The 24,943-nt window shown below is 44.4% G+C and carries 15 protein-coding genes; all 15 read right to left on the bottom strand.

Annotated elements, in window-relative coordinates:
• Positions 1–36: 36 nt before the first annotated feature.
• The gene (locus tag FJQ58_RS23205; RefSeq protein WP_139997194.1) at positions 37–1,776 is read right to left on the bottom strand and encodes an extracellular solute-binding protein; all 1,740 of its coding nucleotides are present in this window, start codon (positions 1,774–1,776) and stop codon (positions 37–39) included.
• 366 nt (positions 1,777–2,142) lie between these two features.
• Positions 2,143–3,792, bottom strand: a complete 1,650-nt coding sequence (locus FJQ58_RS23200) for a GTP-binding protein (protein ID WP_139997193.1) — start codon at positions 3,790–3,792, stop codon at positions 2,143–2,145.
• A gap of 1 nt (position 3,793) precedes the next feature.
• Positions 3,794–4,717 carry a sulfate adenylyltransferase subunit CysD gene (gene cysD, locus FJQ58_RS23195; RefSeq protein ID WP_238404283.1) on the bottom strand — a complete coding sequence of 308 codons (924 nt, stop codon included), beginning with the start codon at positions 4,715–4,717 and terminating at the stop codon, positions 3,794–3,796.
• A 323-nt stretch (positions 4,718–5,040) separates the two neighbouring features.
• Entirely contained in the window at positions 5,041–6,519 is a 1,479-nt protein-coding gene (locus FJQ58_RS23190) for an Lsa family ABC-F type ribosomal protection protein (RefSeq protein ID WP_139997192.1), read from the bottom strand.
• Between the two features lie 162 nt (positions 6,520–6,681).
• Positions 6,682–7,719: a Cfr family 23S rRNA (adenine(2503)-C(8))-methyltransferase gene (locus FJQ58_RS23185; protein ID WP_139997191.1), complete on the bottom strand. Its 1,038-nt coding sequence runs from the start codon at positions 7,717–7,719 to the stop codon at positions 6,682–6,684.
• A gap of 636 nt (positions 7,720–8,355) precedes the next feature.
• On the bottom strand, positions 8,356–9,384 hold the full coding sequence (locus tag FJQ58_RS23180; RefSeq protein ID WP_162341723.1) for an S-layer homology domain-containing protein: 1,029 nt from the start codon (positions 9,382–9,384) through the stop codon (positions 8,356–8,358).
• Between the two features lie 182 nt (positions 9,385–9,566).
• Entirely contained in the window at positions 9,567–14,603 is a 5,037-nt protein-coding gene (locus FJQ58_RS33040) for a sugar-binding protein (protein ID WP_162341721.1), read from the bottom strand.
• Positions 14,604–14,935: 332 nt separating this feature from the next.
• Positions 14,936–15,673, bottom strand: a complete 738-nt coding sequence (locus FJQ58_RS23170) for a carbohydrate ABC transporter permease (protein ID WP_238404282.1) — start codon at positions 15,671–15,673, stop codon at positions 14,936–14,938.
• A 91-nt stretch (positions 15,674–15,764) separates the two neighbouring features.
• Positions 15,765–16,649 (bottom strand): carbohydrate ABC transporter permease, encoded by an 885-nt coding sequence (locus FJQ58_RS23165; RefSeq protein ID WP_139997189.1) that lies wholly within the window; start codon positions 16,647–16,649, stop codon positions 15,765–15,767.
• A 77-nt stretch (positions 16,650–16,726) separates the two neighbouring features.
• Entirely contained in the window at positions 16,727–18,094 is a 1,368-nt protein-coding gene (locus tag FJQ58_RS23160) for an ABC transporter substrate-binding protein (RefSeq protein WP_139997188.1), read from the bottom strand.
• Positions 18,095–18,296: 202 nt separating this feature from the next.
• Positions 18,297–19,904, bottom strand: a complete 1,608-nt coding sequence (locus tag FJQ58_RS23155) for a response regulator (protein ID WP_139997187.1) — start codon at positions 19,902–19,904, stop codon at positions 18,297–18,299.
• Positions 19,905–19,979: 75 nt separating this feature from the next.
• Positions 19,980–21,776, bottom strand: coding sequence for a cache domain-containing sensor histidine kinase (locus FJQ58_RS23150; protein ID WP_139997186.1), 1,797 nt, complete (start codon positions 21,774–21,776; stop codon positions 19,980–19,982).
• 445 nt (positions 21,777–22,221) lie between these two features.
• Positions 22,222–22,914: a DUF4367 domain-containing protein gene (locus FJQ58_RS23145; RefSeq protein ID WP_139997185.1), complete on the bottom strand. Its 693-nt coding sequence runs from the start codon at positions 22,912–22,914 to the stop codon at positions 22,222–22,224.
• Positions 22,895–23,458, bottom strand: a complete 564-nt coding sequence (locus FJQ58_RS23140) for a sigma-70 family RNA polymerase sigma factor (RefSeq protein ID WP_202915317.1) — start codon at positions 23,456–23,458, stop codon at positions 22,895–22,897. Before FJQ58_RS23140 ends, FJQ58_RS23145 begins: the two co-directional genes overlap by 20 nt.
• 257 nt (positions 23,459–23,715) lie before the next feature.
• Positions 23,716–24,603, bottom strand: a complete 888-nt coding sequence (locus tag FJQ58_RS23135; RefSeq protein WP_139997184.1) for a hypothetical protein — start codon at positions 24,601–24,603, stop codon at positions 23,716–23,718.
• Positions 24,604–24,943 lie beyond the last annotated feature (340 nt).

The following is a 24,943-nucleotide window of genomic DNA, read 5'->3' as shown; positions in this document are numbered from 1 at the left end:
TACTCTTTTCCGTTCCTTCACCGGCTTGCCAGTCTTTTATTTCGAAGATGCATACCATTCATTAACTTCTTTAGTTATTTGATCTCCGCCAAGCTTCTTCCAATCCTCTACGAACTTGTCAAAGGTTTCGATAGGAGCTCCTAGGATAATTTTGACGAACACTTCATTCTGTAGCTTCTCAAGCGTCGATTTGCGCTCCACCATCGTCGGCGTAGGCGCTCCTACAAATTTTTCATGAAGAAACTGATTGTTTTTATCATATTGGTCCGTTATGCCCATCGAACCTTCCTCACTGTAGATACGCTCCCAGCCCCATACAGCGAACCCTTCTGTCGAGCCTGAATAATACGAATCCATTTTCTCCTGAATGGTTTTCGCTTCGCCTGTTAGCGTAGACATGTCGCCTGCCTTGCGAGCCGCATCAAGCGCGCGGAAGGCTTCTACGTTTTTCTTCAGTGGATAAGGGGTTACTGGTGATAGCTGCCATACACTCTCGGCTTCAGGAGGTGCGAAATAATAACCGAAATCGCCTGTTTCGCCCCAGATTTTCTCCAAATGCATGTTGAACAGCTTTATGAGAGCTTCTGGATGCTTGACTCCCTTTTTCACCGCGTAGAACCGGGCCGTGCTGAATTTAAGAGGAATCTTGGCTGTGTCACCGGATTCCGTAACAATTGGAAACGCTTGCCATTGTGCATTCGGATCATTGTTTTTGTTCAATTGGAGTGGATAGATAGAATTCCATTGCTCACCGTATTGCATACCAATCTTGCCTCCGGCAATCAGCTCGGATACTTTTCCTCCATCCTTAATACCGAATTCAGGATCCACTTGACCGCTTTTAGACATAGTCTGCAGTGCTTGAAGCGCCGTCTTCACTTCAGGCTGAACGCTACCAAACACAAGGCTTCCTGAAGCATCCTCCACCCAAATGTTCGGAAAAGCGTTGTAGCCGGCCATAAAGCCATCTAGACCCATCGTGCCGCCCCATAGATTCTTAGTAAAACCAAGTCCGAACGTATCCGGTTTGCCATTGCCGTCAGGATCCTGCTCCGTGAATGCCTTGGATATTGCAAGCACGTCGGCCATTGTTTTCGGAGGCTGCAAGCCGAGCTTCGTCATCCAATCTGTGCGGATCCAGATGAACATAGAACGTTCAATGGAGGATTCCACCATTGGGATCGCCATCAGCTTTCCGTTTAGCGTTACCGCATCAAAGGGACTGGAGCCCTCTGACAGCAATGCTTCCTTAAGGGCAGGGGAAGCATAATCCTCAAATAGCTTCGTCACGTCTTCAATCTGATCGGAATCCGCAAGCTGCTTAAGCTGCGTCGCATTTACCGGAATAAAGTCTGGAAGGTCTCCCGACGCCAAAGTCACATTGATTTTTTGCAAATATTGATCCGACGAAATATCTCCCTTGACCACCCAATCGTTGACAATTTTAATACCAAGCTCTTTTTCATACACGCGTGTCCATCGGTTATCCTCTAGCGTTTCATCTTTCAATACACCGAGCACGTTATTCTCGACAACATCGCTCAGATGTCTAACGAACGATACTTCGATTGGCGGATCGTACTTTCCGAACGGGCCGTCAACAACCCCTTTGTCCGTTTCCTTATTGCCTCCGTTGTCAGTGTTGCTGGTAGCTGTGGGTTTCGTTTCGTTGCCTGACTTGCTGTTACCGTCCGAGCAAGCCGTAATCGTGAATGCTGTGATTAGGAGAATCGTAAGCGCTCTCATTCCGTTGCGTGGCTTTTTTTGCACTTTCATACCCTTACCTCCGATTTTCGTAATCAATATCAATTTAGGAGCCCCTATTTGTATACTTTTTCAGTATATTCGCTCTTTACTTGGGCAACAATGTGCAACTCTTTACATGCTTACCCGTTGTTTACTTCCTGATTAGGTTTATCTACTCCACCATTGTTCCGGCTAGCTTCTGCAAATCTCGATACGCGAGATTCTGACCATTAAGCATGGAGGTTGTATTGAGCAAAAAAGACTTTAAGTCTACATATGAAAAGGGGCTTCCAGCAGTCAGCTTTTACTGACTTTCTGGAAAGCCCCTTCTTATATACGCTTTTATAGGAAGCATTCTATGCTTATCTTCATGTCCTGACCGAATTTAACATATAACTAAACTTGAATGAGAGCCTTCACAACCATTTTCACGGCAGCATTGGCCGCTTCTTCGATCGACTTGCTGTTAACAGCTATATCGATTGGCAAAAAGGCTTGGCCGATGATTTCTTGTGCAATGGCTTGGTCGTTGCCGTTCGTCGTACCAGGCAGTACCAATGCAATAAGTCCCGCATTGTTTAGCAAAGTGGCATAACCCGCGATTTGCCGCACAGATTCGCCTAAGCTGTTGTCGATTAACATCGTATGATAGCCTCTCGCTACCAATCGTTTTTCGATTTCCTTCGCAACAGCCGAGTTGTCCGCAACTGAACCAGTAAGCCAAAGCGTTAATGGCTGCTGTCCTTTTTGCTGGGCACGAACATCTCTTGTAATTTCCATATCGATCCGGTCGGCATTGTCCGTGCTTTGAAGAGCTTCGATAATGACGCCGCAAGCGGATGTCATATTCGTTACACGATCGATGAGAATAAATCCGCCGATGCTTTTATTTTTTTCAAACGTATCAAAAACAATACCATCCGATAATGAAAATTCACATTTAGCCACTTCATTCTTAACCACATGATCGGCTGTAATGGTATTTCCTGTATTAATATCGATTTTATGATTAATTTTCGTGACCGTACCAGGAAGAACCTTTGTACCTACCTTCACCAGAACATCTTTTCCCGGCGTCAGGACAGAATCATCCATCCAAAGAATCGTGGCGCTAAAGCTGTCCGCCTCTTGGAGCTGATTGTCCTTCGTAAACACGCAGCCTCGTGAAACGTCGACTTCCCGATCCAATTGAATTGTGACAGGCTGCCCGGCATGAGCCGAATTCCTATCTTGATCGGTGACAAAGATGCGTTTCACCTTCGCCTTCTCACGGCTAGGCAGAGTTGTCAGCTCATCGCCAACTGCGATACTGCCGGCTTCAATCTGGCCTTGAAATCCGCGGAATGTGTGGTCCGGTCGGCATACCCGCTGAATGGGCATCATAAACGGCTTAACGTCATCGTTCGAATGAACATCAACACCTTCCAAATAGGGCAGCAAAGCAAGACCCTCGTACCATGGCGTATTAGGCGATTTCTTTGTAATGTTATCCCCTTCGGTTGCAGAAACAGGGATCACCTGAATGCTTTCAAACCGGAATTCTGTGGTGAGGCGAGAGAATTCTTTTTTGATTTCATCAAATTTCTTTGTATCAAAGCCCACCAAATCCATTTTGTTTACCGCCAAGACCAGATGCTTAATCCCCATGAGGGCGCAAATCCGGGTATGGCGCTTCGTTTGAGTAATAATCCCTTTGGTTGCATCCACCAGAATAACGGCAAGATCCGCAAATGATGCGCCTACGGCCATGTTGCGTGTATATTCTTCGTGCCCCGGCGTATCCGCTACAATGAACGAACGGTGATCCGTCGTAAAATACCGAAATGCCACATCAATCGTAATTCCCTGCTCACGTTCGGCTATCAGCCCGTCAAGAAGCAAGGAGTAGTCAATTTTCCCGCCACGGCTGCCCAGCCTGCTGTCGAGCTCCAATGCTCTCTCCTGGTCGGCGAACAAAAGCTTAGCCTCATAAAGCATATGTCCAATCAAAGTGGATTTTCCGTCATCCACACTACCGCAAGTAATAAATTTAAGCAGACTTTTCATCTTAGAAATAGCCCTCCCGTTTACGTCTTTCCATGCTGCCCGCTTCTTCTTGGTCGATAACCCTTGTTGTCCGTTCGGATGATACCGCACCAAGCGTTTCTTCAATAATAGCATCCAGCGTGTCCGCATTTGACTCGGCGCCGCCAGTCAACGGATAACAGCCTAATGTGCGAAATCTCATCCTCATCATTTCAATCTTCTCGCCTGGCTCAAGCTTCATCCGCTCATCATCCGCCATGATGATCTGTCCATCGCGATTAACGACAGGTCTTTCTTTCGCAAAATAGAGAGGCACAATATCAATGTTCTCTCTGCGAATGTATTGCCAGATATCTTTTTCCGTCCAGTTGGAAATGGGGAATACGCGGATGCTTTCGCCCTTATTAATTCTTGTGTTGTAGAGCTTCCACATTTCCGGCCGCTGATTTTTCGGATCCCAAGCATGATTTTTGTTACGGAATGAGAAAATCCGCTCCTTCGCACGTGACTTTTCCTCATCACGTCTTCCGCCGCCAAAAGCAGCCGTAAATCCGTACTTGTCTAGGCCCTGCTTCAGAGCTTGGGTTTTCATAATGTCCGTATACGCGGAACCATGATCGAAGGGGTTGATTCCTTGCTCAATTCCTTCTTGATTGGAGTGAACAATCATGTTAATTCCGAATTCTTTCGCCTTGCGGTCGCGGAATTCAATCATCTCTTTGAACTTCCACGTGGTGTCAATATGCATGAAAGCAAACGGCGGCTTTTCCGGATAAAATGCTTTCAACGCCAAATGCAGCATCACAGAGCTATCCTTACCGATCGAGTACAGCATCACGGGATTTTCGCTTTCCGCCGCTACTTCCCGAATAATATAAATCGCCTCAGCCTCGAGTTGATCTAGATGTGTCGTTTCATCTATGGAATCAAGCATCAATTTGTCCATGAAAAAAGTGCCTCCCTTTAATCCTTACTAAATCTATAGACTATAATTTATATCCTATCAGATTTTCACTTTAATGCAAAGTGGAATTAAGTTTTTTCTTTTATTTTCTGAGCCTTTGGTTTTCATTAGTTCTTCTCTTTAATGTCCAATTTTCATAAGTTTCGTCCAAACCACAAGCAAGCAATCGTTGAATAAAAGACAGCTGCCGATTAAAAGTCGGCAGCTGTCTTGTTCTTTCAAAGTACTTGCTAAGTTTAAGGAAATAACACGAAGTTAGGCCTCATATTAATGAAGCAACATAATATGCATTACTCCAAGTTTAACTATAAGGCTACCGTTTTCGTTGCAACTTCCTCTTGGAATGTCTGGTCATGCTCAACAAATACCATGGTTGGATTAAAGCTTTTAATAAGCTCTTCCACTTGCATTCGTGAATAAACATCAATAAAATTTAGCGGCTCATCCCAAATATATAAATGAGCTTTTTCACATAAACTTTTAGCTATAAGCAGTTTTTTCTTTTGTCCACCAGAATAGTGGGATATATCTTTTTCAAACTGGATACGGTCAAAGTCCATCTTACGTAGAATGGACTTAAATATCGGTTCATCAATCTGATTTTCTTCAATAAAATCAGATAATTTCCCCTTTAAATGAGAGGTATCTTGCTGTACATAAGAAATAACAAGGCCTGAACTAACGTTCAAGGTACCTGTATGCTGGAGCGGCTTTCCTAGAATCAGTTGTAAAATACTGCTTTTCCCGCTGCCATTCTTTCCGTCAAGCACCACTCGGTCTCCTGCTTCAACTTTAAAACTTATTGGCGTATGAACTAATTCACCATCATACCTAACAGACACGTCCGATAACTGAATGAGTTCTTTCGATTTGTATTCTAAAGGCTCTAACTGTAATAACTCCGTTTTTTCCACATTTTTCAGCAGCGTTGACTTTGCTTCTATGGCTTTATTTTGCCTTGATTCCAAGTTTTTTGCACGTTTCATCATTTTTGCAGCTTTATGTCCTACATACCCCTTGTCCAATTTAGAACCAGAATTTGTTGTACCATTTTTGGAAGCTTCTACTTGATTAGACCAATTGGCGGAACGCTTTGATGATTGTTGCAGCCTTCCAATGTCTTTTTGTAGACGCTCATTTGTTTTTTCTTCATGCTCTTGCTGTCTATCAAAATTCAGCTTCCAAGAAGAATAATTACCACTTTGAACATCTATATTGGTTCGGTTTATTGACAAGATATGGTCAACACAACCATCCAAAAAATTTCTATCATGTGAAATTAAAATGAAGCCTTTTTTCCTTTTTAAATAGTTAGAAACCATCTTTCTCGCATGGATATCTAAGTGATTGGTTGGCTCATCAATTAATAAAAATTTCCCTTCATTCAAGAAAAGTGCAGCCAGTAAAACCTTCGTTTGTTCCCCATTCGATAATGTTGCAAATGGTCGGTACATCACTTCAGCATCGACATCTAAATAGGACATTTCTCGAAGAAACTCCCAATCCTCTGCTTGAGGACTTATCTCTTCCAATATTTCATAGGTGAATCTGCTTTTATCCAAGACTGGATATGGAAAATAACTGAATTCTACTGAAGAAATAATTTTTCCGTTGTATTCATATTTTCCTAATAAAAGATTGAAAAAAGTCGTCTTGCCTCGACCATTACGGCCAATAAATCCAAGCTTCCAATCCGTATCTATTTGAAAATTAACATCCTTAAAAATATGATCAAAGCTGCTAGGATATGAAAATGTCAGGTTTTGTACATGAATCATTGACATGGTAGGTTCCTCCTTTTTATAAAAACATTACTTCTTCTTTATAAAAAGTCGGTACATACCCATTTATTCTTATTTACTCCGTATAAGTTCAATGGATACTAACCGACTTATACGGAGTAAATCATGTGTAACAACCGTGTCTGTACTCATGTTCCGCCTCCTCTATAGCTTGTTGTGTCCGTATAGCTGTCCGCATGCTGCATCAATGTCAGTACCGAATTGAGTGCGTACAGTGACTTTGATTCCCTCTGTCTTCAAGATAGCAACAAACTTTTGAACCCGTTCTTTGTCAGATTGATGAAAGCTTTCAGGCGTCACATCGGTTGAATTGTATGGAATCAAATTGACGTGATATAAATGTTCCCAAGGACCTCTGTTCTTTAATAAAGCAGCAATGGCTTGCGCATGTTCGTTTGAATCGTTTTCGCCTCGAAGTAAAATATACGCAATATATACTTTCCTACCTGTATCACGAATATGCTGATCCAACTTGTTCAACACATCATGAACTGGAAAGCGATTGTTAATTGGCATTAGCTCGCTCCGCTGTTCGTCGAACGGAGAGTGCAGGGAGAAGGTTAGATTAACCTGTGGAAACTCCTTTGCAAGGCGATCGATACCTGGCAATATTCCGATGGTAGAAACCGTAATTCTGCGATGCCCCAAACCAAAGGTTCGTGGATCTGTTAGAATCATAATCGTGTCGAAAATATTAGGATTGGCCAAAGCCTCTCCCATGCCCATAAACGAAACACTATCCAAGGCTTCACCATTTAAATGAAAGTATAACAACTGATCGGTAATTTCATCAGCAGTCAGATTACGTTTAAGTCCAATTGTACCTGTAGCACAGAAGCTGCAACCATATCCACATCCACACTGGCTAGAAATGCAGTACGATTTCCAGCCGCGCTTATAGCTTAGTTGAACTGCTTCTATGTGCTCACCGCCTTCAATCTCAAAAAGCACTTTATTCACTTGTGTGGATGCCTTTTGCATGACAGGGGTTACGTTCAAAACGTGTTCGCCCAGGTTCTTGATTAATTCATTTCTTATCCCCTTGGGTAGAATGGTCATTCGGTCATATTCACCAATTCTTTGCTTAAAGATCGCATCCGCAATTTGTTGGAACCGATATGCGGGTTGTTTCCATTCTGCTAAAAGGTGTTGAATCATTTCGTATTTCGAAGTTGACTTCATGTGTTTTCTCCTCTTGAGCCGGAGAAACAGCTATAGCACCCCTTGTTGGTGCTTAACCTATACACTAACCAACCATATTAAAACCCACGAAGCTTGCAGCTAGGATAGCTACGTGCATCTATCGATAGATGGATAATGCTCCGGCATCCGTTTAGTTTGATCGTGAACCGTGCCAACGGATAATGAACGACTCACATGAACATTTACAACCTCAACCATCAATTTCAACCTCCTAAGATACATAAGCACATCATTATTTAAAACATTATGGTAATAAAAAAAGAGCTACAAGAAAGGTTACCTTTCTTGTAGCTCAAATAAACGAATACAGATACCAACCCATTTAATGGAATTGATAATGATATTTGAGTGAAAAGAATAAGTAAATTTCTTACTTAACAAAAAATAAAACAATTATGGTTATGTTTTATCATTCGTAAAAAAGCAAGAAATATTACATTATCCTCATCATCTCCCCTTGATTATTAAATGTAATTCTAGCATAACATATTTCACTTTTCAACATTGTAACAAAAAGGAAGCACATTTATGAAAACACGCCTCCGATTATTCATTGAAGCTTTTTTATTCCCTAAACAAGAATGTCGAGAACAAATAATTTTTGGATATCCATTATCACTTTTTTACATCAAGCAGACGAAGCAGCATAATCGTCGATTCAGCCCGAGTAGCAGGATCCGCAGGAGCGAAACGATTACCGTTTTTGCCTTTAATTATTCCCAAATCAGCGGCGGCCGCGACGGACGGCAGCGCCCATGGCTTAATCTGCTGCTTATCGGCAAATGAGACCTTGGCGTTCGGATTCAGCTCGCCGTCGTACAGCCTCATGATTAGGACAGCCATTTCGGACCTGCTAATCCATTGGTTCGGTCGGAAGCTACCGTCCGCGTAGCCTTTAATAAGGCCCGCTTGCTCCGCTTCCGCGATATAAGGCCTTGCCCAAACAGGGATTTTATCTACATCACTGAAATTTAGCGACATCCCGCTTTTCGCTTCGAAATCAAACGCCCTCGCGGTCATCACAACGAACTCCGCACGCGTAATCTTCAAATCCGGACGGAAAGTTCCATCACCGTAACCGTTTACAAACCCCATGTTGACAGCACGTTCTATCCCTTCTTTGGCCCAGTGGCGAGCAATATCCTTGAATGTACCGGAATTTCCCGCTACTTGCACTGCGATGTTCGCTTTCGTTCCTGGCTCGAGCACAGTATCAGTAAGATCGCTTTTCACCAGCTTCACGCGTGTTAATTCTACTGTCGACTTTAACGTATTATTACCAATTACTTCAAACGTAATTGCAGCGAGCTCAGCTTTTCCCGATAGGCCGTCGACCTTGCCCACCTTCGTATGTGCGAACACGACAAGGCCATCCTCAGGAGAGATCGGAACGGAGAACCCTTGCAGCAAGCTTGCGCTTTTTTTGTACAATAGTTTGTTATTATCGTACTTCAAATTGATTTCGAAGCCATATACGTCAGTAAGATCCGAGCCCGTCACCGTCACCACAACTTGATTTCCGTTAATGGACACATGTTTGGAGACTGACAAGTTGAAAGTGGCGTCCTTGGCCATTACGTACGCTGGCAGCAAGGAAAGAGCGAGCCAAGCAGCTAGCAGCATCATTCCGACTCGATATTTCAAGCGAATTCCCATCCTTTCGCGATTTAAGATTTGTTCAAGCTACTATTTGCGATTCATAACTTCTCGCTATGTTGTAATTGGCATTCCGTACATCTATTTATCAAATATAAAGCCAAAAATAAAGAAAGGGCGGCTCAGAGTTACTTCAACTAAGGCCACCAATTCTTTATTTTTACACGTAATTAATTCAAAATTTTACGAGCCAGAATCGAGATATCAACGATGTCAATATGACCGTCACCATTCAAATCCAACTTTCTGTACTCATTCCAATTTGAATCTTGATCATTTTTACCATAAGCCGAAGCCACAATCGCAAGGTCACCCACACTTACTCTATTGTCGTTATTGTAATCTCCTTCGATTGCTTTAATCCTTGAATCAATAAAGCTTTGCAGAGCCGCGTGCAATTTCATGATCGCCTCTTCAATTTCAGCCTGGCTTATTCCCTGAGTCGACGCAACCACTTTGGCGTTTTCTATTGCTGCCTGCAGAGTTGCTTTAGAGCCTGATGGATACTGGCCAGGATATACGCCTTCAATGGCTGCATCGTGCGCGCCTTGCACTTCCGCAATGAGAAGCAGCAAGCCCGACTTATCCAGCTTATTAATTTTGACTGTGTGAGTTGCACCAGCCCAATCTGTCTCTTGGCCCGCGCTATTAGCAACCGTTAACTGAGTAACACGAATGGAGGCGATCTGCGAATGATCCGTTGCAACCGCTTTAAACTTAAGCTTAATCAGTCCGCTTGTCATATTCGTATTTCCAATAGAAGTCGCGATGATTCTAAGCTTGCCATCCGTATTCATTTCACCGACTAGTTTAAAATCTTGCTGGAGCGATTCCATTGATCCAAATTCCAGCTTATCCGCATCATAATCAATCGTAATATCTAGCGCTTTGATATCTGTTCCAGAATGCTCCAAACTGAATTCAATATCAACGTTTTTCCCGCCTTCAACTGTCTCCGCACCGCTTAGCAACGCGCCTTCTTGACCGCTGATTGAGATCAGCGCGCTGCCGCTCATACCGGACCCGCTGGCTATCGCCGTTACTTTCACGACGCCGTTCTTTTTGGCTGACAGCAATCCTGTTTCGCTAATGATTGCCGCATTTGTCTCCGATCCGTCTTCTGCGGTCACCGACCATACAACGGGCACTCCCGCCAACATTTGCAGCGTGCCGTCTTTTGTCGTGATGGACGTCGCTCCAGCCGCTCCAGAGACTGCCAGTTTAGACTCCTTCACCAGTGTAACCACACCCCATTGTGAGCCGTTAGCATAAGACTGTCCGGTTGCATCGTGCCACATGATAATGTCCTGACGGCCACCAGCTGCTTTCGCGTCATTGATCTGCAAATCAAATCCAATGACATGATCAACCGCAGGAAGAGCAGCTTTAAAGGGAATCTTGGTTTCAATATAATAACCGCCATCTACGACTTTGGCAAAAGACTCAACACCTGCACTGACACTGTCTGGATTAAAGCTTTTCTCATTCAGATAGTTGATCCGGTATTGTCCCATGCCTGTGCCGTAGGAGGTTTGTTTACTGTTGGTCTCATCCACAAAGATCTCGACCGAGTCCTTCTCATGCGCGCTGCTGCTGCTGCTGTCCAGCACTGGGTCTTTTACACGCACCAGAACATACAAATTAGTATCGTCCCATAGCACTTTAGCGAAGCCGTCCGTTGGACCGTTCACCATAGTCAGATGCTTAAGGATCGGCAGCGTAACGGTCGTATTCCAGCGTGGGTCGAGCTCGGCGCCGCCAAGAACAGGCGTACCGTAAGCGGCTGTCCCCACTCCGCTTGGTAACAGTTGAAGCGTTTTGATTGCGTTACGAAGCGCGTAATAGGAATGGTCCGCTGCTGCCTGCCCGATCTCACCATTTGAGGCGGCAGTTTTGGCTTCACTTAATGCGCTTGCAAAAACGTTCCAGGAATGGCTTGTATAAATCGTAACGTCCTTGTTGTTGGCAGCCTCAAGCAAGGCGGTCAACAGGGTTTTGTCGACTGCTGGGTCGACAGGCATCGTATCGCTAACCACAACACTTGCGTGCGACTGACTTAATACCTCGCCGTCTTCCGCCAATACATAAATAATGTATGGACCGGGTACCTCAGGCGCGGACATGCCGAGCACGTCGCCGGAGGCCACTGTTTCATCGTCGCCTCCATCAAAATGTCCGCCGCTTGACGAGGAAATCCATATTTTTTTTGTCGCGTCGTCCAAATCGTACGCAAACCTGACTGTCCCGCCGGGGGCTACGGACACGTCAGCCGGGAGCAGCTTATTGGCTACCGATACTGTAGTCGTAAAGTTAATGGTTATTGCAGGCATTGAAGTGCTGCCTACCAAGGTCCAGCTTCCTGCAGTACGGATTTCGTACCCATCCGACACGGGTTTGCCGTTCAGCGTAAAGGTGTATTCATCGCTTAAAGTCAGTTTAAGAGGCCGTACCGCTGAAACTTCGTAGCTTTTCCCATTTTCCACATTGGTTGCCGACTCACTCGTGTCGACGTATGCCGTATGCTTGGAAGTGGCGGTTTTTCTTCCGTCTCCGTATACGATATATAGTTTGTATTGTCCTGCGGCAGATGGAGTGTTGATCGACTTTGCGTTGCCGGCAGCTTTTGTCATTGTAATGCCTTCTTTAAAAACCGTTGTGTTCGCTGGCGCAAGCCAAACCGTGTCTTCAGCTTTTAGCAAACCCCTGCGGCTCACCTTTTCACCGCCTACACCCACGATGACGTTGGAAGCCAGCTCAAATTCGGTATCGGCAATAAGGCTTCTTGGGATCATATGAGTGTATTCGTTGGTAAGGCCCGAATTCAAAACGATTTCGTTGCCCTTAACCGGCCAAATGCGGGCTTCGCTTTTGAAATTGTCATAAGTAATTCTAGGGCCGCCATTCTGGTTGTTATTCCCGTCCACGTAACCTTCGACGGCAATCATATCGCTTTTGCGCTTCCAGTTGTTAAACTCATAAAGACGGCTCTGTCCAACGGCATGGGAGAGCTTTGACTGTACAACGTTTCCTATCATCTTGATGAACGTGCTGCCTTCGTCGGGATGGAACCCGTTCGTCCAGTTGTTGGAGGTCGTGGGTTTGCCCGTTGGATTCGGGTCAAGAAAGTTGTAGTTCATCTCGGTGAAATTCGTCCAGTTGTCAGAATGCCAGTTACTTTTCTTGTCGGTGACGGGATTATTGGTCAAATCGTTGACGGTGTCCCATGTTCCTCCGCCTGGCAAATTACCTGGATCGCCCTGCCGTCCCAGTGAGTAAATAGCTCCAGAGTCGTTAACTATCGTACAAATTTCCTCTACCCGGTTATAGTTTATTTTGTTATTTCTAGAGGTCGTAGAGAGCACCGGAGACCTCGCGAGACTCGTTTCATGCGTACCATGGTAAGGGCCGCCGGTCTTGTTGGTCCCTTGGGCAGTAAAGCCGAACCCATCATATTCGTCCCAGCCCCAGCCGATGCTCATGGCGCCGTAAGTAGAGTCATAAAAGTAGTTGTGCAGGACCTGCATGTTCGTAGTGTAGAAAGAGGTTAGAGAGTTGGCCCCCGGGAATCCATAGCAGTTCCTATACAAAAAGTTATTTGTAATATAAATATTTTCCGGCACGGCTTCCGTACCTGTCTTAAATTTCTCCTTATCAACGCCAGCCCAGTTCCTTATTGGCGTTCCAGAGACCGAAACACTAGATTCATGCTTAATCGGCTCATCATTTTCATAGATATGATGCGGGTGTCCGATTACAACGCCGGAAGCAAGCGTATCTGCGATATAGTTGCCTGTGACTTCGATATCCTTGACATCGTTTTCCACATGGATGCCATTAAATCCGGTAAGCCCGATCTCGCCGTTAAGCACTTTAATGTTTCTCGCCGCGTTGATCATTACCGCTGCCGGCGGTATGTCATACCCTCGGTAGAAAGTCTCATGCCAGTTAATGCTGCTTGGGAAATAAACGGTGTTCACGATAGAACCCTGAACGGACGCGAAGCCGCGGGAACTGGTCGTTACCGGACCGGATCCGTCGCTAAGTGTATAGGTACCCGTCAGTTCAAAAAGTTTGTAGTCGGTATGGGCAAACTTCAGCCCATTGAAGGTTATGTTTTTGACACGTCCATCATCCGAGCCCTCCACAGGCTTCAACCGATCTCCTACAGGAATCCCTTTTATGTCGAGAACCTTCTCGAGCCTTGGAATGACCACGTCGGCGGTATTGATATCCTCGCCTACAAGCGGGATGTAATAAAGCGTGCTTTCCGCCTGGTCGAAATAGAAATCTCCGCGTTTGTTGAAGAACTCGAAAGCGTTGCGGATGACTTGATTGTTACCTGGATTGTATTGCGTGTTATTACTCAAAGACTGCGAAATCGCCCCATAAGGCATTTGAAACCTAAGCATGACACCGCCGGGCTTGTTGCTGGCTGCCGGCGCCTGTTCGATTGACGCGAAGGTGACAAAAGGCCTCGACCATCTGGCGGTAGAGCCGCCCATGCTTTCGGCTTCGATGTTTTGGGGATTTTTCGTTGCCGTCGTCAGACCTACACTGGCATCAAATACGATAGCCGCCCGGATGTTACTGCCGTTCTGCCACGCCCAAGGGTTATTGGCAGAGGTAAAGCTGGCTGTAGGTGTACCGTTGACGGTTCTGTTGGCCGAAACGATTTGCGAGCTCAGCGTCATGTTGGCAATCTTATCGTTTACATAAATTGCGCGCAACTTATCGCTCCGTTTGAGGGTCGTTTTATACGCCGTTAAACCGCCAGTCTGGGTAAGGCCAACAGCTTCTGTCCATACGCCTTTTTCCAGCATTTCACCTGCGCTGATTACCGGCTTCGCTCCCGGCGCAGCCTCATAGCGAATCGTGCTGCTTGCACTTCCGGAATCATCCTTGTTAAAAACGAGGGTTTCATCAAGCGAATAATATCCATCCGCAATTTGAACGACGATATCACCGCCGGTCTTAGGCAGAGTTCTGACTACTGCTTTTGCCTTGGCAAGTGTTTTGTACGGCTTTTCTTGTGATCCGTCACCTGTGTTATCGTTGCCATTTGTAGCAACATAGATCGTTGCACTTGGCGCACTGCTAGCTGCGGTTGTACCTAGCGCACTGCTAGCTGCGACTACCGACCCTAAAAATGGTAGCATGGAAACTACCATTGCCAAAGTCATCATCCAAATGAATGCTCTTTTTCTCACTTTCAAAAAACCTCCTTGGATATGAGTAAAATCATTTGCGGATTCCGAACTTTATTTCATCCCCCCTGCATGACCGTCCTTTGTTCTTGGTGCAGGATTCTGGCTGCTAGCCTTTACATTGCCTTTGACTGAGCAGCTCTATTTCCAAAAATGGAAGCGCTGTCAATCAATGCTTTTATAATACCAGTCTGTACGAATATTCCCAGAGACTATTATTGGGCCGCAAGGAAAATTCTCGGGACAATAGAGAAAGATAGAGCACTATGAAAACCTGAATATACGAAGAAAAGACACCTTTACAGGTGCCCGTCCCTTCTCCCACTTTTCATTCCTCATTTCAGAATAGCGCCTGCAGTCAATGCATTTTCGATCTTTTCATTGCCTATTAAATAAACGATGATCATAGGCAAGCTGGACAGCAGCATACTCGCGCCGATGAGCCCCCAATCCGTAACTCCCACATTGATAAAGAATCCAAGCAACCCGACCGTAAGTGGCCGAAATTGATCCTTGGAAGCAATAATAAAAGCAAGCGGAAATTCGTTCCAGATTCGAATGAATATAAGAACGCATTGCGTCACGAGCGCTGGCATCACGATTGGAAATATGATTTTAATGTACGTTTGATAGACATTCGCTCCATCTATGCATGCCGCTTCTTCCAGCTCCTTAGGCAAAGAACGAAGAAAGGCATACAGCATCAGTACGCAGGAAGCGATGGCGAAGCCGGAATACGGCAAGATAAGACCCAAATGACTATTTTTGATATGCATCCATTTCACCAGCTGGAATAAAGGAATAACGACTACTTCGATTGGAACAATTAGTCCCATGGATACATAAAACAGCATCACCGAATTGAATTTCCATTGCATGCGACTGAGGCAATATGCAAGCATGCTGCCCGTTGCCAGCGTAATAACGATTGTGCCTGTGGTATAAATCACGCTGTTCTCGAAATACGTATAGAAATGATATTTGGACAGCGCTTCGCTGAAGTTCAGCCAGTCCCAGGATGTCGGTAACCCAAAAGGATTGTCGTAAGCTTCGCTTTTGGACTTTAACGACATCGTTACCATCCAGTACAAGGGAAACAGAAACGTGCATCCCACGGCTACCCAAAACACTCGACTTAATAGTTTCAGAAAGCTCCCCTCCAGCTTAAAACTCCAGTTTTTCTCTGGCAACGTACCTTTGAATGACAAAGGAGATCAAAAGGCATTCCAGAATAAAAATAACGGCGATCGCAGTACCTTTGCCAAATTCGGAAGTATCAAATGCCGTATAATACATCTGGTAGATGACCGTCCTGGATAGATCTCCCGGGCCTCCTGCCGTCATGACTCGTACATGCGAATAAAATGCCATAGAGCCTAATGTAGACAGAATAAGTACGTATTTGATTACATTCTGCAGCAAGGGGATCGTAATTCGTAAGCAAACTTGAATATAATTAGCTCCGTCGATCAATGCCGCTTCATAATAACTCTTGGGTATGGTCTTGATTCCTGTATAAAACAGCAACGCGTTCAGTCCAATATATTGCCACAGGAATGTCACTCCGATGCTGGGCATTACCGTTTTCTTTTCTGTCAACCACGAATGCGTCCATGAGCTGAGCCCTAACGAATGGAGAATCTCGTTAAATAAACCCCAATTTGGTTCGTAGAACGCCAGCCAAATCTGGGCAACAACCGTAACCGACAAGATAGCGGGGAACATCGCCACCGTCTTGAAAAATCGACGAAACTTTGGTGTTTGAGCATCTATAAAAAGCGAAAGCATCATGGATAGGGGCAGCCCCAGCAATAAGGAGATGGCTACAATGAGATACGTATTCTTATGAGCGGTCCAAAAGGATGGCGATGCCATGACTTCTTTGTAATTATTTAAACCAACAAAATCCAAGTTTTTAAATCCGTCATGCTTATGCAAGCTCATCCAAATCTCAGGCAGCAAAGGGTATACGCAAAATAAAGTAAACAGCAGCAATGCTGGGAAAGCAAACACAAATATGGACACTTTGGTACTAAAGTACTTGTTCATCGCTCTCTCCACCATTTAAGTTGTGTCTAAACCCCCTTGGATTAAATCCGCAGGGGATTTAGCTGTTATTGCATCTTTTACTTGTCAAACCACGTATTTTCGTTCCAGATCTTGTTCATCGCCACATTAAAATCATCAGCTGCGTACTCGCCCGTTAATAAATTCGCTCCTTGCGTAGATATTTCGGCAGACGTCCTTGCATCTAGCGAATTAAGAGCAAATGACGCGATTTTATTAGGAATCGGATTGTACCAGTCAACGAACTTCTGCATAAGCGGGCTCCTATCCATTGCTTGGTTACCTGTCTGCAAAGATATAGGAGCACCGGTAGATTCGAAGTATAACGCATCCGCCATGGCTAGAAATTCGGCAAGCTTGACGGCCTCTTCCGGGTTCTTGGTTTTGCCGTTTACCGCATAACCATTAATCGGAGAACCCCAGAACTGTACGTTTTCTGTAGGGCTATACTTATCGCTGGCACTTGGAAATGGGAAGAAATCAACCGTTTCGTCTTTGGCGAGATTTGGCAGCTCCCAAGTAAACATCCATAACATAGCCGCTTTTTTAGACGTAAACATTTCCATGGCCGGACCATAATCTATATTGGCAATACCGTCTGGGAACACGCCTTCTTTAACTAGCGTTTCGATGCGAGCTGCTCCTTCCTTGACCGATGGATTGTTAAAGTCCGTTTTGTTGCTGACAAGGTCTGCCATCGCCTGCGGATCTCCGATTTGAATCATTTGCTGAAGCATAAAGAGTTTCGGTCCCCACCCGTCCTTGCCGGGAGTCACAGCCGGTATCATGCCTTTGCTCTTGAGCGTCTTCGAGATTTGAATTAGCTCATCGAACGTGGTTGGCACTTGAACCCCGGCTTCCTCGAACATATCTTTATGATAGAAGATGACAGGGGTGAAATACGTGTCCGCACCGGAAGACAAGCTGTAGATCCCGTTATCGACATGCTTTAACGCATCCGGCACCGCGTATTTGTCCAAGAATCCGTCTTTGGAAATATAAGGTGTCAGATCCAGAATGCTGCCTGTGCTCTTCAGCGGCGTAAAGTAGCCCGCATCATTCCAGAATACGTCCGGCATATCCCCTGATGCATTTAACGTCTTCAATTTGTTTGCCATATCCTCGCCGCCGCCGCCGGGCTCAAACTCGACTTCAAGATTAGGAAGCGCTGAAGCAATATTCGGTTTGATGAATTTTTCCATAATGTTGTTGCGATTCTCATCCGTCGTAAGCGTGATGACTCTCATCTTGATTTTCTTGCTGTCCGTCTCCGTCGTATTCTTGTTATCCTCCTTGCTTGTTGCCGAGGGCGACGGATTGTCGGACGGCTCGTTGGACTTGGTTTCATTCCCACTGCTGCATGCTGATGAAACCAGTAAAGTACTTGCCATAAGTAACATAGCTGCTGCCTTTGACTTCGTTTTCATTGTTTACCTCCCCTATTTGTCAAAGCGGATATCGGATTGATTTTAGATGTTGAAAGCGGTATCAACCTTGAGTTAATTTTACGAATCTTACCAAATTTAGTACAGAGATTATTCTCGGACCAGCAGTAAAATTAACGGCAAAAAAATAGACGTTAGAGGCAAAGTTTTCACTTTTCCCCTAACGTCTGCATTGAAGTATAGGCTATCGGATTTGATTCACATATTTGCTAGGCGTGATTCCCATATATTTTTTGAAGCATTTGCTGAAATAGTTGGCGTCCGCATATCCCACCCGGTTCGATACGTTTTGGATAACCTTCTCTCCCTGATCAAAAAGCTCTTTTGCTTTAATCATCCGTATTTCGGTCAGGTAGTCATTGATCGTAAGGGTCGTTTCTTTCTTAAATACGAAGCAAAGATGATTGTAATTCATATGAACGCTCTTGGCGATATCTTCGATTCGCAGTTCTTCGTTGCCGTAATGCCTCAAAATATACGATTTGACCTCCTCGATAACTTTGACGGCTCTATTGGTTTTGCGACTATGCACATGATCCATGGCCTTTAAAATTAAAGCACGTATCCAGTCCTCCAACTCATTGAAGGTTTTCAACCGCTGAACATGTTGGATCATATCGGGTTGTGTCGTATTTCGGAAGACATCTTCAAAGCTTTGCGACGCTTCGGCCAAAAACTCCAGGCATGTGGATACAATTTCGATTCCGGCGAGAAGCAGCATTTCCATAGACGCTTTTTGGACGCGAGTATCATGAAAAAAACGCGAGAGCCATTCTTCCGTCTCGGATATGTTCCCGATTCGCATGAACATCAGCAAGCCGCTTCTTTTTTCCACCGAGAACAATCCGACCTTCATCCCGGTTTCCGCAATCAAGGAATGTGCGAACACCTTGTTGCCACCCCATACAAACCGTTGCTTCAAGGCGATTAACGCTTCCTTATATGAAACCGAAATCGACTCAACCGTTTCGCAGCCGTTCCCTAAGCCGATCGTTACCGTACAGGCTAAATCGTTTTCTACGTTCCATCGAATCCGTTCGCAAATCGTTTCCAGCTTGTTGAAGGCACCGTCAGGAGAGCCTATGATCAGAACCAGACGAGCATCATAATCATGACAGCTGACACACTGAAAAGCGCTTTGCAAATCATTTTGAGCGATTTCCTGTACCTTGGCTTTGCGAATTAGCATACCCTCCTCATGATTCCTCTCATCGCTTGAATCCAGGTCGACGACGATCGCCAGGTAATGCAACCCTTCCAACTTTATCCCCAAATCATTTAATCGATCCCGTTCGGTACTGGATCTAGAGATAATGTTGCCTTGCAGCCAACCGTTCAGCACTTGCTCCTTCATGACAGACAAGCCTTCGCTCGCCTGTTTTCTTAAATCGTCCAATTCTAGCTTACCCAGACGCTCCGTTCGTATCAGTTCCTTTATATCTAGTAAGGAGCTTTGGAGCTCTTCTTCGTTAATAGGTTTCAGCACGTAATTAAAAACGCCTAATTGCACGGCCTGTCTGGCGTATACGAATTCACTATGGCCTGACAACACCAGAAATTTTGTTCTCCGGTCGCGCTCCTTGGCTTTGTGTATAAACTCCAATCCATCCATAATTGGCATATTCATATCGACCAGCACGACATCAGGCTCTACCTCGGTCATCAGTTCCAACGCTTCCGCCCCGTTTTTTGCTTCCCCCGCGATTTGAAAGCCCAACTCACTCCATGGCAGCGAAATCTTCAAGGCTTGCCTGAAGTAATATTCATCATCGACGATAAGAACTTTGTACATGGTCTTTCCTCCTATTCTATTCCATCCTTAACTTGTGGATAATAGAAATGCCAGCCTCATGGATGCGAGCAGGAGCTAATGATGACGAAGAGGCAGTACAATTATAATTTTCGTATAAACGCCGTATTCGCTCTCAACTTGCAGTCCGTATCTATCCCCGTACAGCATTCGAATTCGATTGGAAACGCTTCTAATCCCAAATCCGCCAGCTTCATCAAAAACGCTGGATCCTGTCATTATCGCAGTGGTTTGATTCTTGTGCATACCAGCGCCGTTATCGTAAATTTCAATTTCCACGTTGTTGCCGCTACGCCTTCCTGTAATGCGTATGATTCCTTTTTCCTTTTTGAGCTTCAAACCGTGATAAATAGCATTCTCCACGATCGGCTGCAATGTTAACTTCGGTATCGAATAGGCCATAATTTCATTCTCAATTTCCATCGTATACTCCATATACTCCACATAACGCAGCTGCTGAATTTCCAAATAGCTTTCCGTTAAACGCATCTCTTCGCCTATCGATATGATATCGTTACCATTGCTTAACGAGATCTTATAGAAATTAGCCATGTATTGGGATGCCTGTATGGCTTGCTTCCCTAAGCCAAGCTTAATAAGCGAAATAATCGTTTCAACCGTATTGTACAAAAAATGAGGCTTCACTTGCGATTGCAGCAATTTAAATTCAATCTCGGCTTTTGTCCTTTGTTTCTCGACGTTTTCGGCCATAAGCGCCTCAATGCGATCCATTAAGTTATTGAAGCCCTCGCTTAAATATCCGATCTCATCTTTGGATTGGTAAGCGCTTCTGACTTGCATCTTTCCCGTCCGGATTTCTCTCATGGTCTTGGCAAGCTGGAAGATGGGACGAGTAATTGACCGGGACAATAGGAAGGACACCATTAATGCGAGTAGCAAGCATGCTGCGCCGATCCCGAGAATCAATTGATTGATTTCTTTCCGATCCGAAGAAAGATTATCCATCGGGATAGCGCTTACAATTGTCCAATTCAACGGTTCGAAGCGTTGGGTGAATAGCAACATTTCTTGACTTCCGCTGCTCTGGGTAAAGCTTGCGTCTTTACTGTTGTCAGGAATGCTTATGGAGACAGCCTCCTTGAAATCTTGGTATAGCAAAGCTTTATTTTGTGAAGAGATAATCGTTCCCGCGGAATCGACGATATAAAATTCGCCGCCCTTGTTTTTCCCTTCCTCGTAAATCGAAGCAATCGTCGTTTCTTTCACGTACAAAAAAATTCTGCCTATCGTTTTGCCGGTATCTTTGTGAATGACCGTTTTGGAAACCGCAAATACGTTGTCTTCACCTTCATACATGAATCCAAACTTGATCAAGCCTGTCCAAGTAGGTAAATAGAAACGATCTTCCACTCCATAACCGTCACCGAATATGCGCGACGCATAAACGTTATCGGCAAACCCGACGTCCACCCAGTGATGATTCGAGGTGAGGATGCTTACCGCTTTGATTTTAGTGTTAGGCTCTACAATATTGCTAATCGTCTCAGAAAGGGTTTTTTTCATCGAAAGATTATTTAAACCTTCAACACGCTTACTTGCATATAACTCATTATTTAATAATAAATCGTTATACAGCACGTTCTGCAATCGATAATCGCTAGCCAGTATTTTTGAATAATCTTCCATCGTAGATATCAAGGTTTGAAGGTTGTTTTTGATGAGCAGAAGCTCCCTCGATGAATTATTGATCTCTTTCTCAATAATGGCTTTCTGTGAAATCGTGTTGGCAAAGTACGATTGAGTGGAAATAAATACGACAATAATTAATAAATTCGCTATGAATATTTTGTTTTTAATGGAAATCCCGCCTATATACTTCGAGAACCCCTTCATAACGCGATTACTTCCTTTCTTTTCAATTCAACAAGAAGGATTGTGGAAACAATAATGAAAAAAGAAGGTTGAGCTGAGTGCGTGGAGAGAGCGCCTTAAACTATAAGACATTGATGTGGGGAGATTACTTTTAAGGATAGCATAGGTTTAATAAGTGTCAATTGTATTGCTTGTGCTTGGCGAGATCCCAAGACTAAAAGGTGCAGTTCGGCTTCCCTCACTTCCCGCATAATGATTTTTTCTCAATAAAACAAAAAGAACAATGAAAATGCCGCCTTTTCATTGTCCTTACTTATATCCAAGTTCATAGCCAACTTATATAACGGTTGAAGGAGTCTACGGAGCCAAAGCTTGATAATACCCTCCAATAAATCCTTTACTGACGAAAAAACCCACCTCTACAGGTGGGCGTTCAATTCATTCACGATATACACGCATCAACTCATCAAGGCTCAACCGATTCGGCTACCTTCATGGCCTCATCGCCCGAAATCGGACCGGACACGCCATACTGTATGCCGTCAACCACCCAGAACAGCTCCGTGAACTCCGCTTGCTCGAAAATTAAGCCGTCCACTCCGCCCACTTTGATCTGTGTGAACAGGTCCGTCGGGGACGCCACCGGCATGCGGCTCGCGCTGAACGTCACCGTCTTATCACCCGAGCCGTATGTGAAGTTCAAATCTCTAAGCGGTTGGTCCTTCATTCCCACGCCGACGATCTCAGCCAGCTTGAAGCCTTCCGGGGCGATTTGAGGAACAAGCACACCGGAACCGAAAGCTGTTTTCGCTGCCTCCGCCGTTCCAAATGGAGTGGTAATTAATTGCGACAACTCCGAACCTGTGGCTCCTCCGTTTCCGGGCAGTACGATTCCCGACGAATGATCCGTTGGCGTCGGTACTGCGGCGGGCTCTTGCAGCATTGGCAATCCTGTCACTATGACGACTCCCGCGACCAGCGCTGCCGCTCCTGCAATCCAGGCTTTCGGAAGAACGAATCGGCGGCGGCTTCTCTGCTCCGCGGCGGCTTGTTTCCTGATCTTCTGTTTAACGCTATCGCTCAATTCCATTTTAGAGAACAACATATTATCCGACTCCTTTTGTAAATGTTGTCGTAAATTACGCTCTATGTCCGTCATCGGTAATCTCCTCCTTGCGCATTTCCCGAGCCAACGCCTCGCGCGCCCGGTGCAGTCTGTTCCTCACGGTACCCTCGGGCGACGACGTCGCTTTCGCAATTTCCCGTGTGTCCAAGTCCAGATAATAATATAAATACAAAGCCTCTTGATACGGCAGAGGCAGACGCAGCGTATGCTGCAAAATCTCGCTTTTCTGCAATCTTTTAAGCGCTTCTTCTTCCACGTTGAATGTCCGTCCCTGCTCCATCTTGCTGGGATCGGTTGGCTGTTCCGTAAACATCCGCACGCCCATCTTGTCCCGGCAAACGTTGATGGCGATCGTCGTCAACCAAGTTTTAACCGAGCTATCTCCACGAAACGAGTTCCAGTTGCGATAAGCGCGAAGGAATACCTCTTGACTGATATCCTCGGCAAGATGCCGATCGCCGGTATAAAAATAAGCGGTGCGCATGACCGTCGAGCCATAGCTTTCCATCAGCTGCTCTAGAGCTTGTGAGGGATCTTTCGAGAAATTTTCCTTGTTATTCGAGCCGGCCGGCTTCACTGAATTATCACCTCCACCTTATTAGACGGCCTGAGCGCATTTTTCGCTGCACTGAGATTTAGTTCTAACAGTCCATTAAAGATTTTATGAATTTGAGCTTAAGTGCCCACATGAATTCATACGATGAAAAGCCACATGAACAGTATGCCTGTTGATGTGGCTTTTCGACTTCATCTTCGGTTTAAAAGTTACATCTCTTCATAAGATTACTTCATCCACAATCAAAAGCCTATTCTCGTTTACCCGTGCGATTCTTTTTACAAATGTTTTTCCGCATAAAAATGCCATATCCCATCAGATATAACATTATCATTATACTCCTCTAACATGTATGAATCCTCAAAACTTTCATTTTGTATTCCATGTAACTGAAGAATAGAGTCATAGTACATCGACATATGTTCTGAACTCTGACTATCTTGAAGTAACCTATCGCTCATTTCTTTTTCATATATACCGTTTATATAAAGATAATTAACTATTTCTAGTAAAGCATACCGTTCTCTCTCTCCACAAAATTCAAACCGAAAGTCTTCCAAATTATAAATCATATTAATAATATTTATATGTATTGATTCATCCATCCCATATTTTAAATATAGTGCATATAAGAGGTATACTGAATCTGAATATGTAGAAATAACCATATCTTCAGGAGATTGCATAAGTAATACTTCTTTATCTTTTTCAGGAGACGCCATTTTTTTTCGACCGATTCCTGTATTCTTCCTCAGATATGAATCCAGTAAATTGTTATTAGAAACATCTATTTTAAAATTCAAAAGCACAATTTCCCTCTTTTTGTGCTTAATTTTTATATCATCCAATCCACATAATAAACTGAAAGGCTTACACTTAGATTTGTTAGCTTTAACATCGTCGTAATACACAAAATTATAGGCTTCACACTTATTAATGTGTAATTCGTTATCTGCATACTTGTTGTATTTCAGCAAACAAACACCCAATGACTTAGAATAACTTAGCAAACTTCTGTTTTTTGAATTATTGACTTCCTTACGGATTTCCTCTGCAAGATAACCTTCAAGTTCAGCTAATTTTAATTGCGGAAGTCTTTCTTTTCGGATTGAATATTCCCTATGTTGCCCATTAGAATTTTCACTGTCCTCTATTCTGAAAAGCATATTTCCCCCTCTGGATTTCCAATTACTATGACAATTCACGTAATTCATTCATCAATAAGTTAGTGCTATCACAGTAAAAACCATATCCCATTCCAGTCGCATCCTATTTATAACATTCTCCAGTTATTTTAACAGATTACCCCCTTAATTAGTACTATTTTACTAGAAAAACAATAAGGAGACCTTGCACATGCATACGGCAAGAATCTCCTTCAATGTAAACTTGAGCAGTACTGTCACCGTGTACCCTTAGAACCTACTTTTTCATTTGCTTCAGCCTGCTCAAAATAACCGTTACTGCTTCCACTAACGGTTATTCGCGCACTCCTCCTGTGTTGTC

It is taken from the genome of Paenibacillus paridis, assembly GCF_006345825.1.
Classification (GTDB): domain Bacteria; phylum Bacillota; class Bacilli; order Paenibacillales; family Paenibacillaceae; genus Pristimantibacillus; species Pristimantibacillus paridis.
The sequence above is the reverse complement of the archived record's forward strand: the minus strand, read 5'-3'. Positions and strand labels throughout refer to the sequence as shown.

Coding starts and splice junctions, on each gene's coding strand:
- FJQ58_RS23205 (WP_139997194.1), bottom strand. CDS start 1,776: ATGAAAGTGCAAAAAAAGCCACGCAACGGAATGAGAGCGCTTACGATT.
- FJQ58_RS23160 (WP_139997188.1), bottom strand. CDS start 18,094: ATGAAAACGAAGTCAAAGGCAGCAGCTATGTTACTTATGGCAAGTACT.
- FJQ58_RS23190 (WP_139997192.1), bottom strand. CDS start 6,519: ATGTCAATGATTCATGTACAAAACCTGACATTTTCATATCCTAGCAGC.
- FJQ58_RS23185 (WP_139997191.1), bottom strand. CDS start 7,719: ATGAAGTCAACTTCGAAATACGAAATGATTCAACACCTTTTAGCAGAA.
- FJQ58_RS23150 (WP_139997186.1), bottom strand. CDS start 21,776: ATGAAGGGGTTCTCGAAGTATATAGGCGGGATTTCCATTAAAAACAAA.
- FJQ58_RS23170 (WP_238404282.1), bottom strand. CDS start 15,673: ATGTCGTTAAAGTCCAAAAGCGAAGCTTACGACAATCCTTTTGGGTTA.
- FJQ58_RS23145 (WP_139997185.1), bottom strand. CDS start 22,914: ATGACGGACATAGAGCGTAATTTACGACAACATTTACAAAAGGAGTCG.
- FJQ58_RS23165 (WP_139997189.1), bottom strand. CDS start 16,649: ATGAACAAGTACTTTAGTACCAAAGTGTCCATATTTGTGTTTGCTTTC.
- FJQ58_RS23135 (WP_139997184.1), bottom strand. CDS start 24,603: ATGCTTTTCAGAATAGAGGACAGTGAAAATTCTAATGGGCAACATAGG.
- FJQ58_RS23200 (WP_139997193.1), bottom strand. CDS start 3,792: ATGAAAAGTCTGCTTAAATTTATTACTTGCGGTAGTGTGGATGACGGA.
- cysD (WP_238404283.1), bottom strand. CDS start 4,717: ATGGACAAATTGATGCTTGATTCCATAGATGAAACGACACATCTAGAT.
- FJQ58_RS23155 (WP_139997187.1), bottom strand. CDS start 19,904: ATGTACAAAGTTCTTATCGTCGATGATGAATATTACTTCAGGCAAGCC.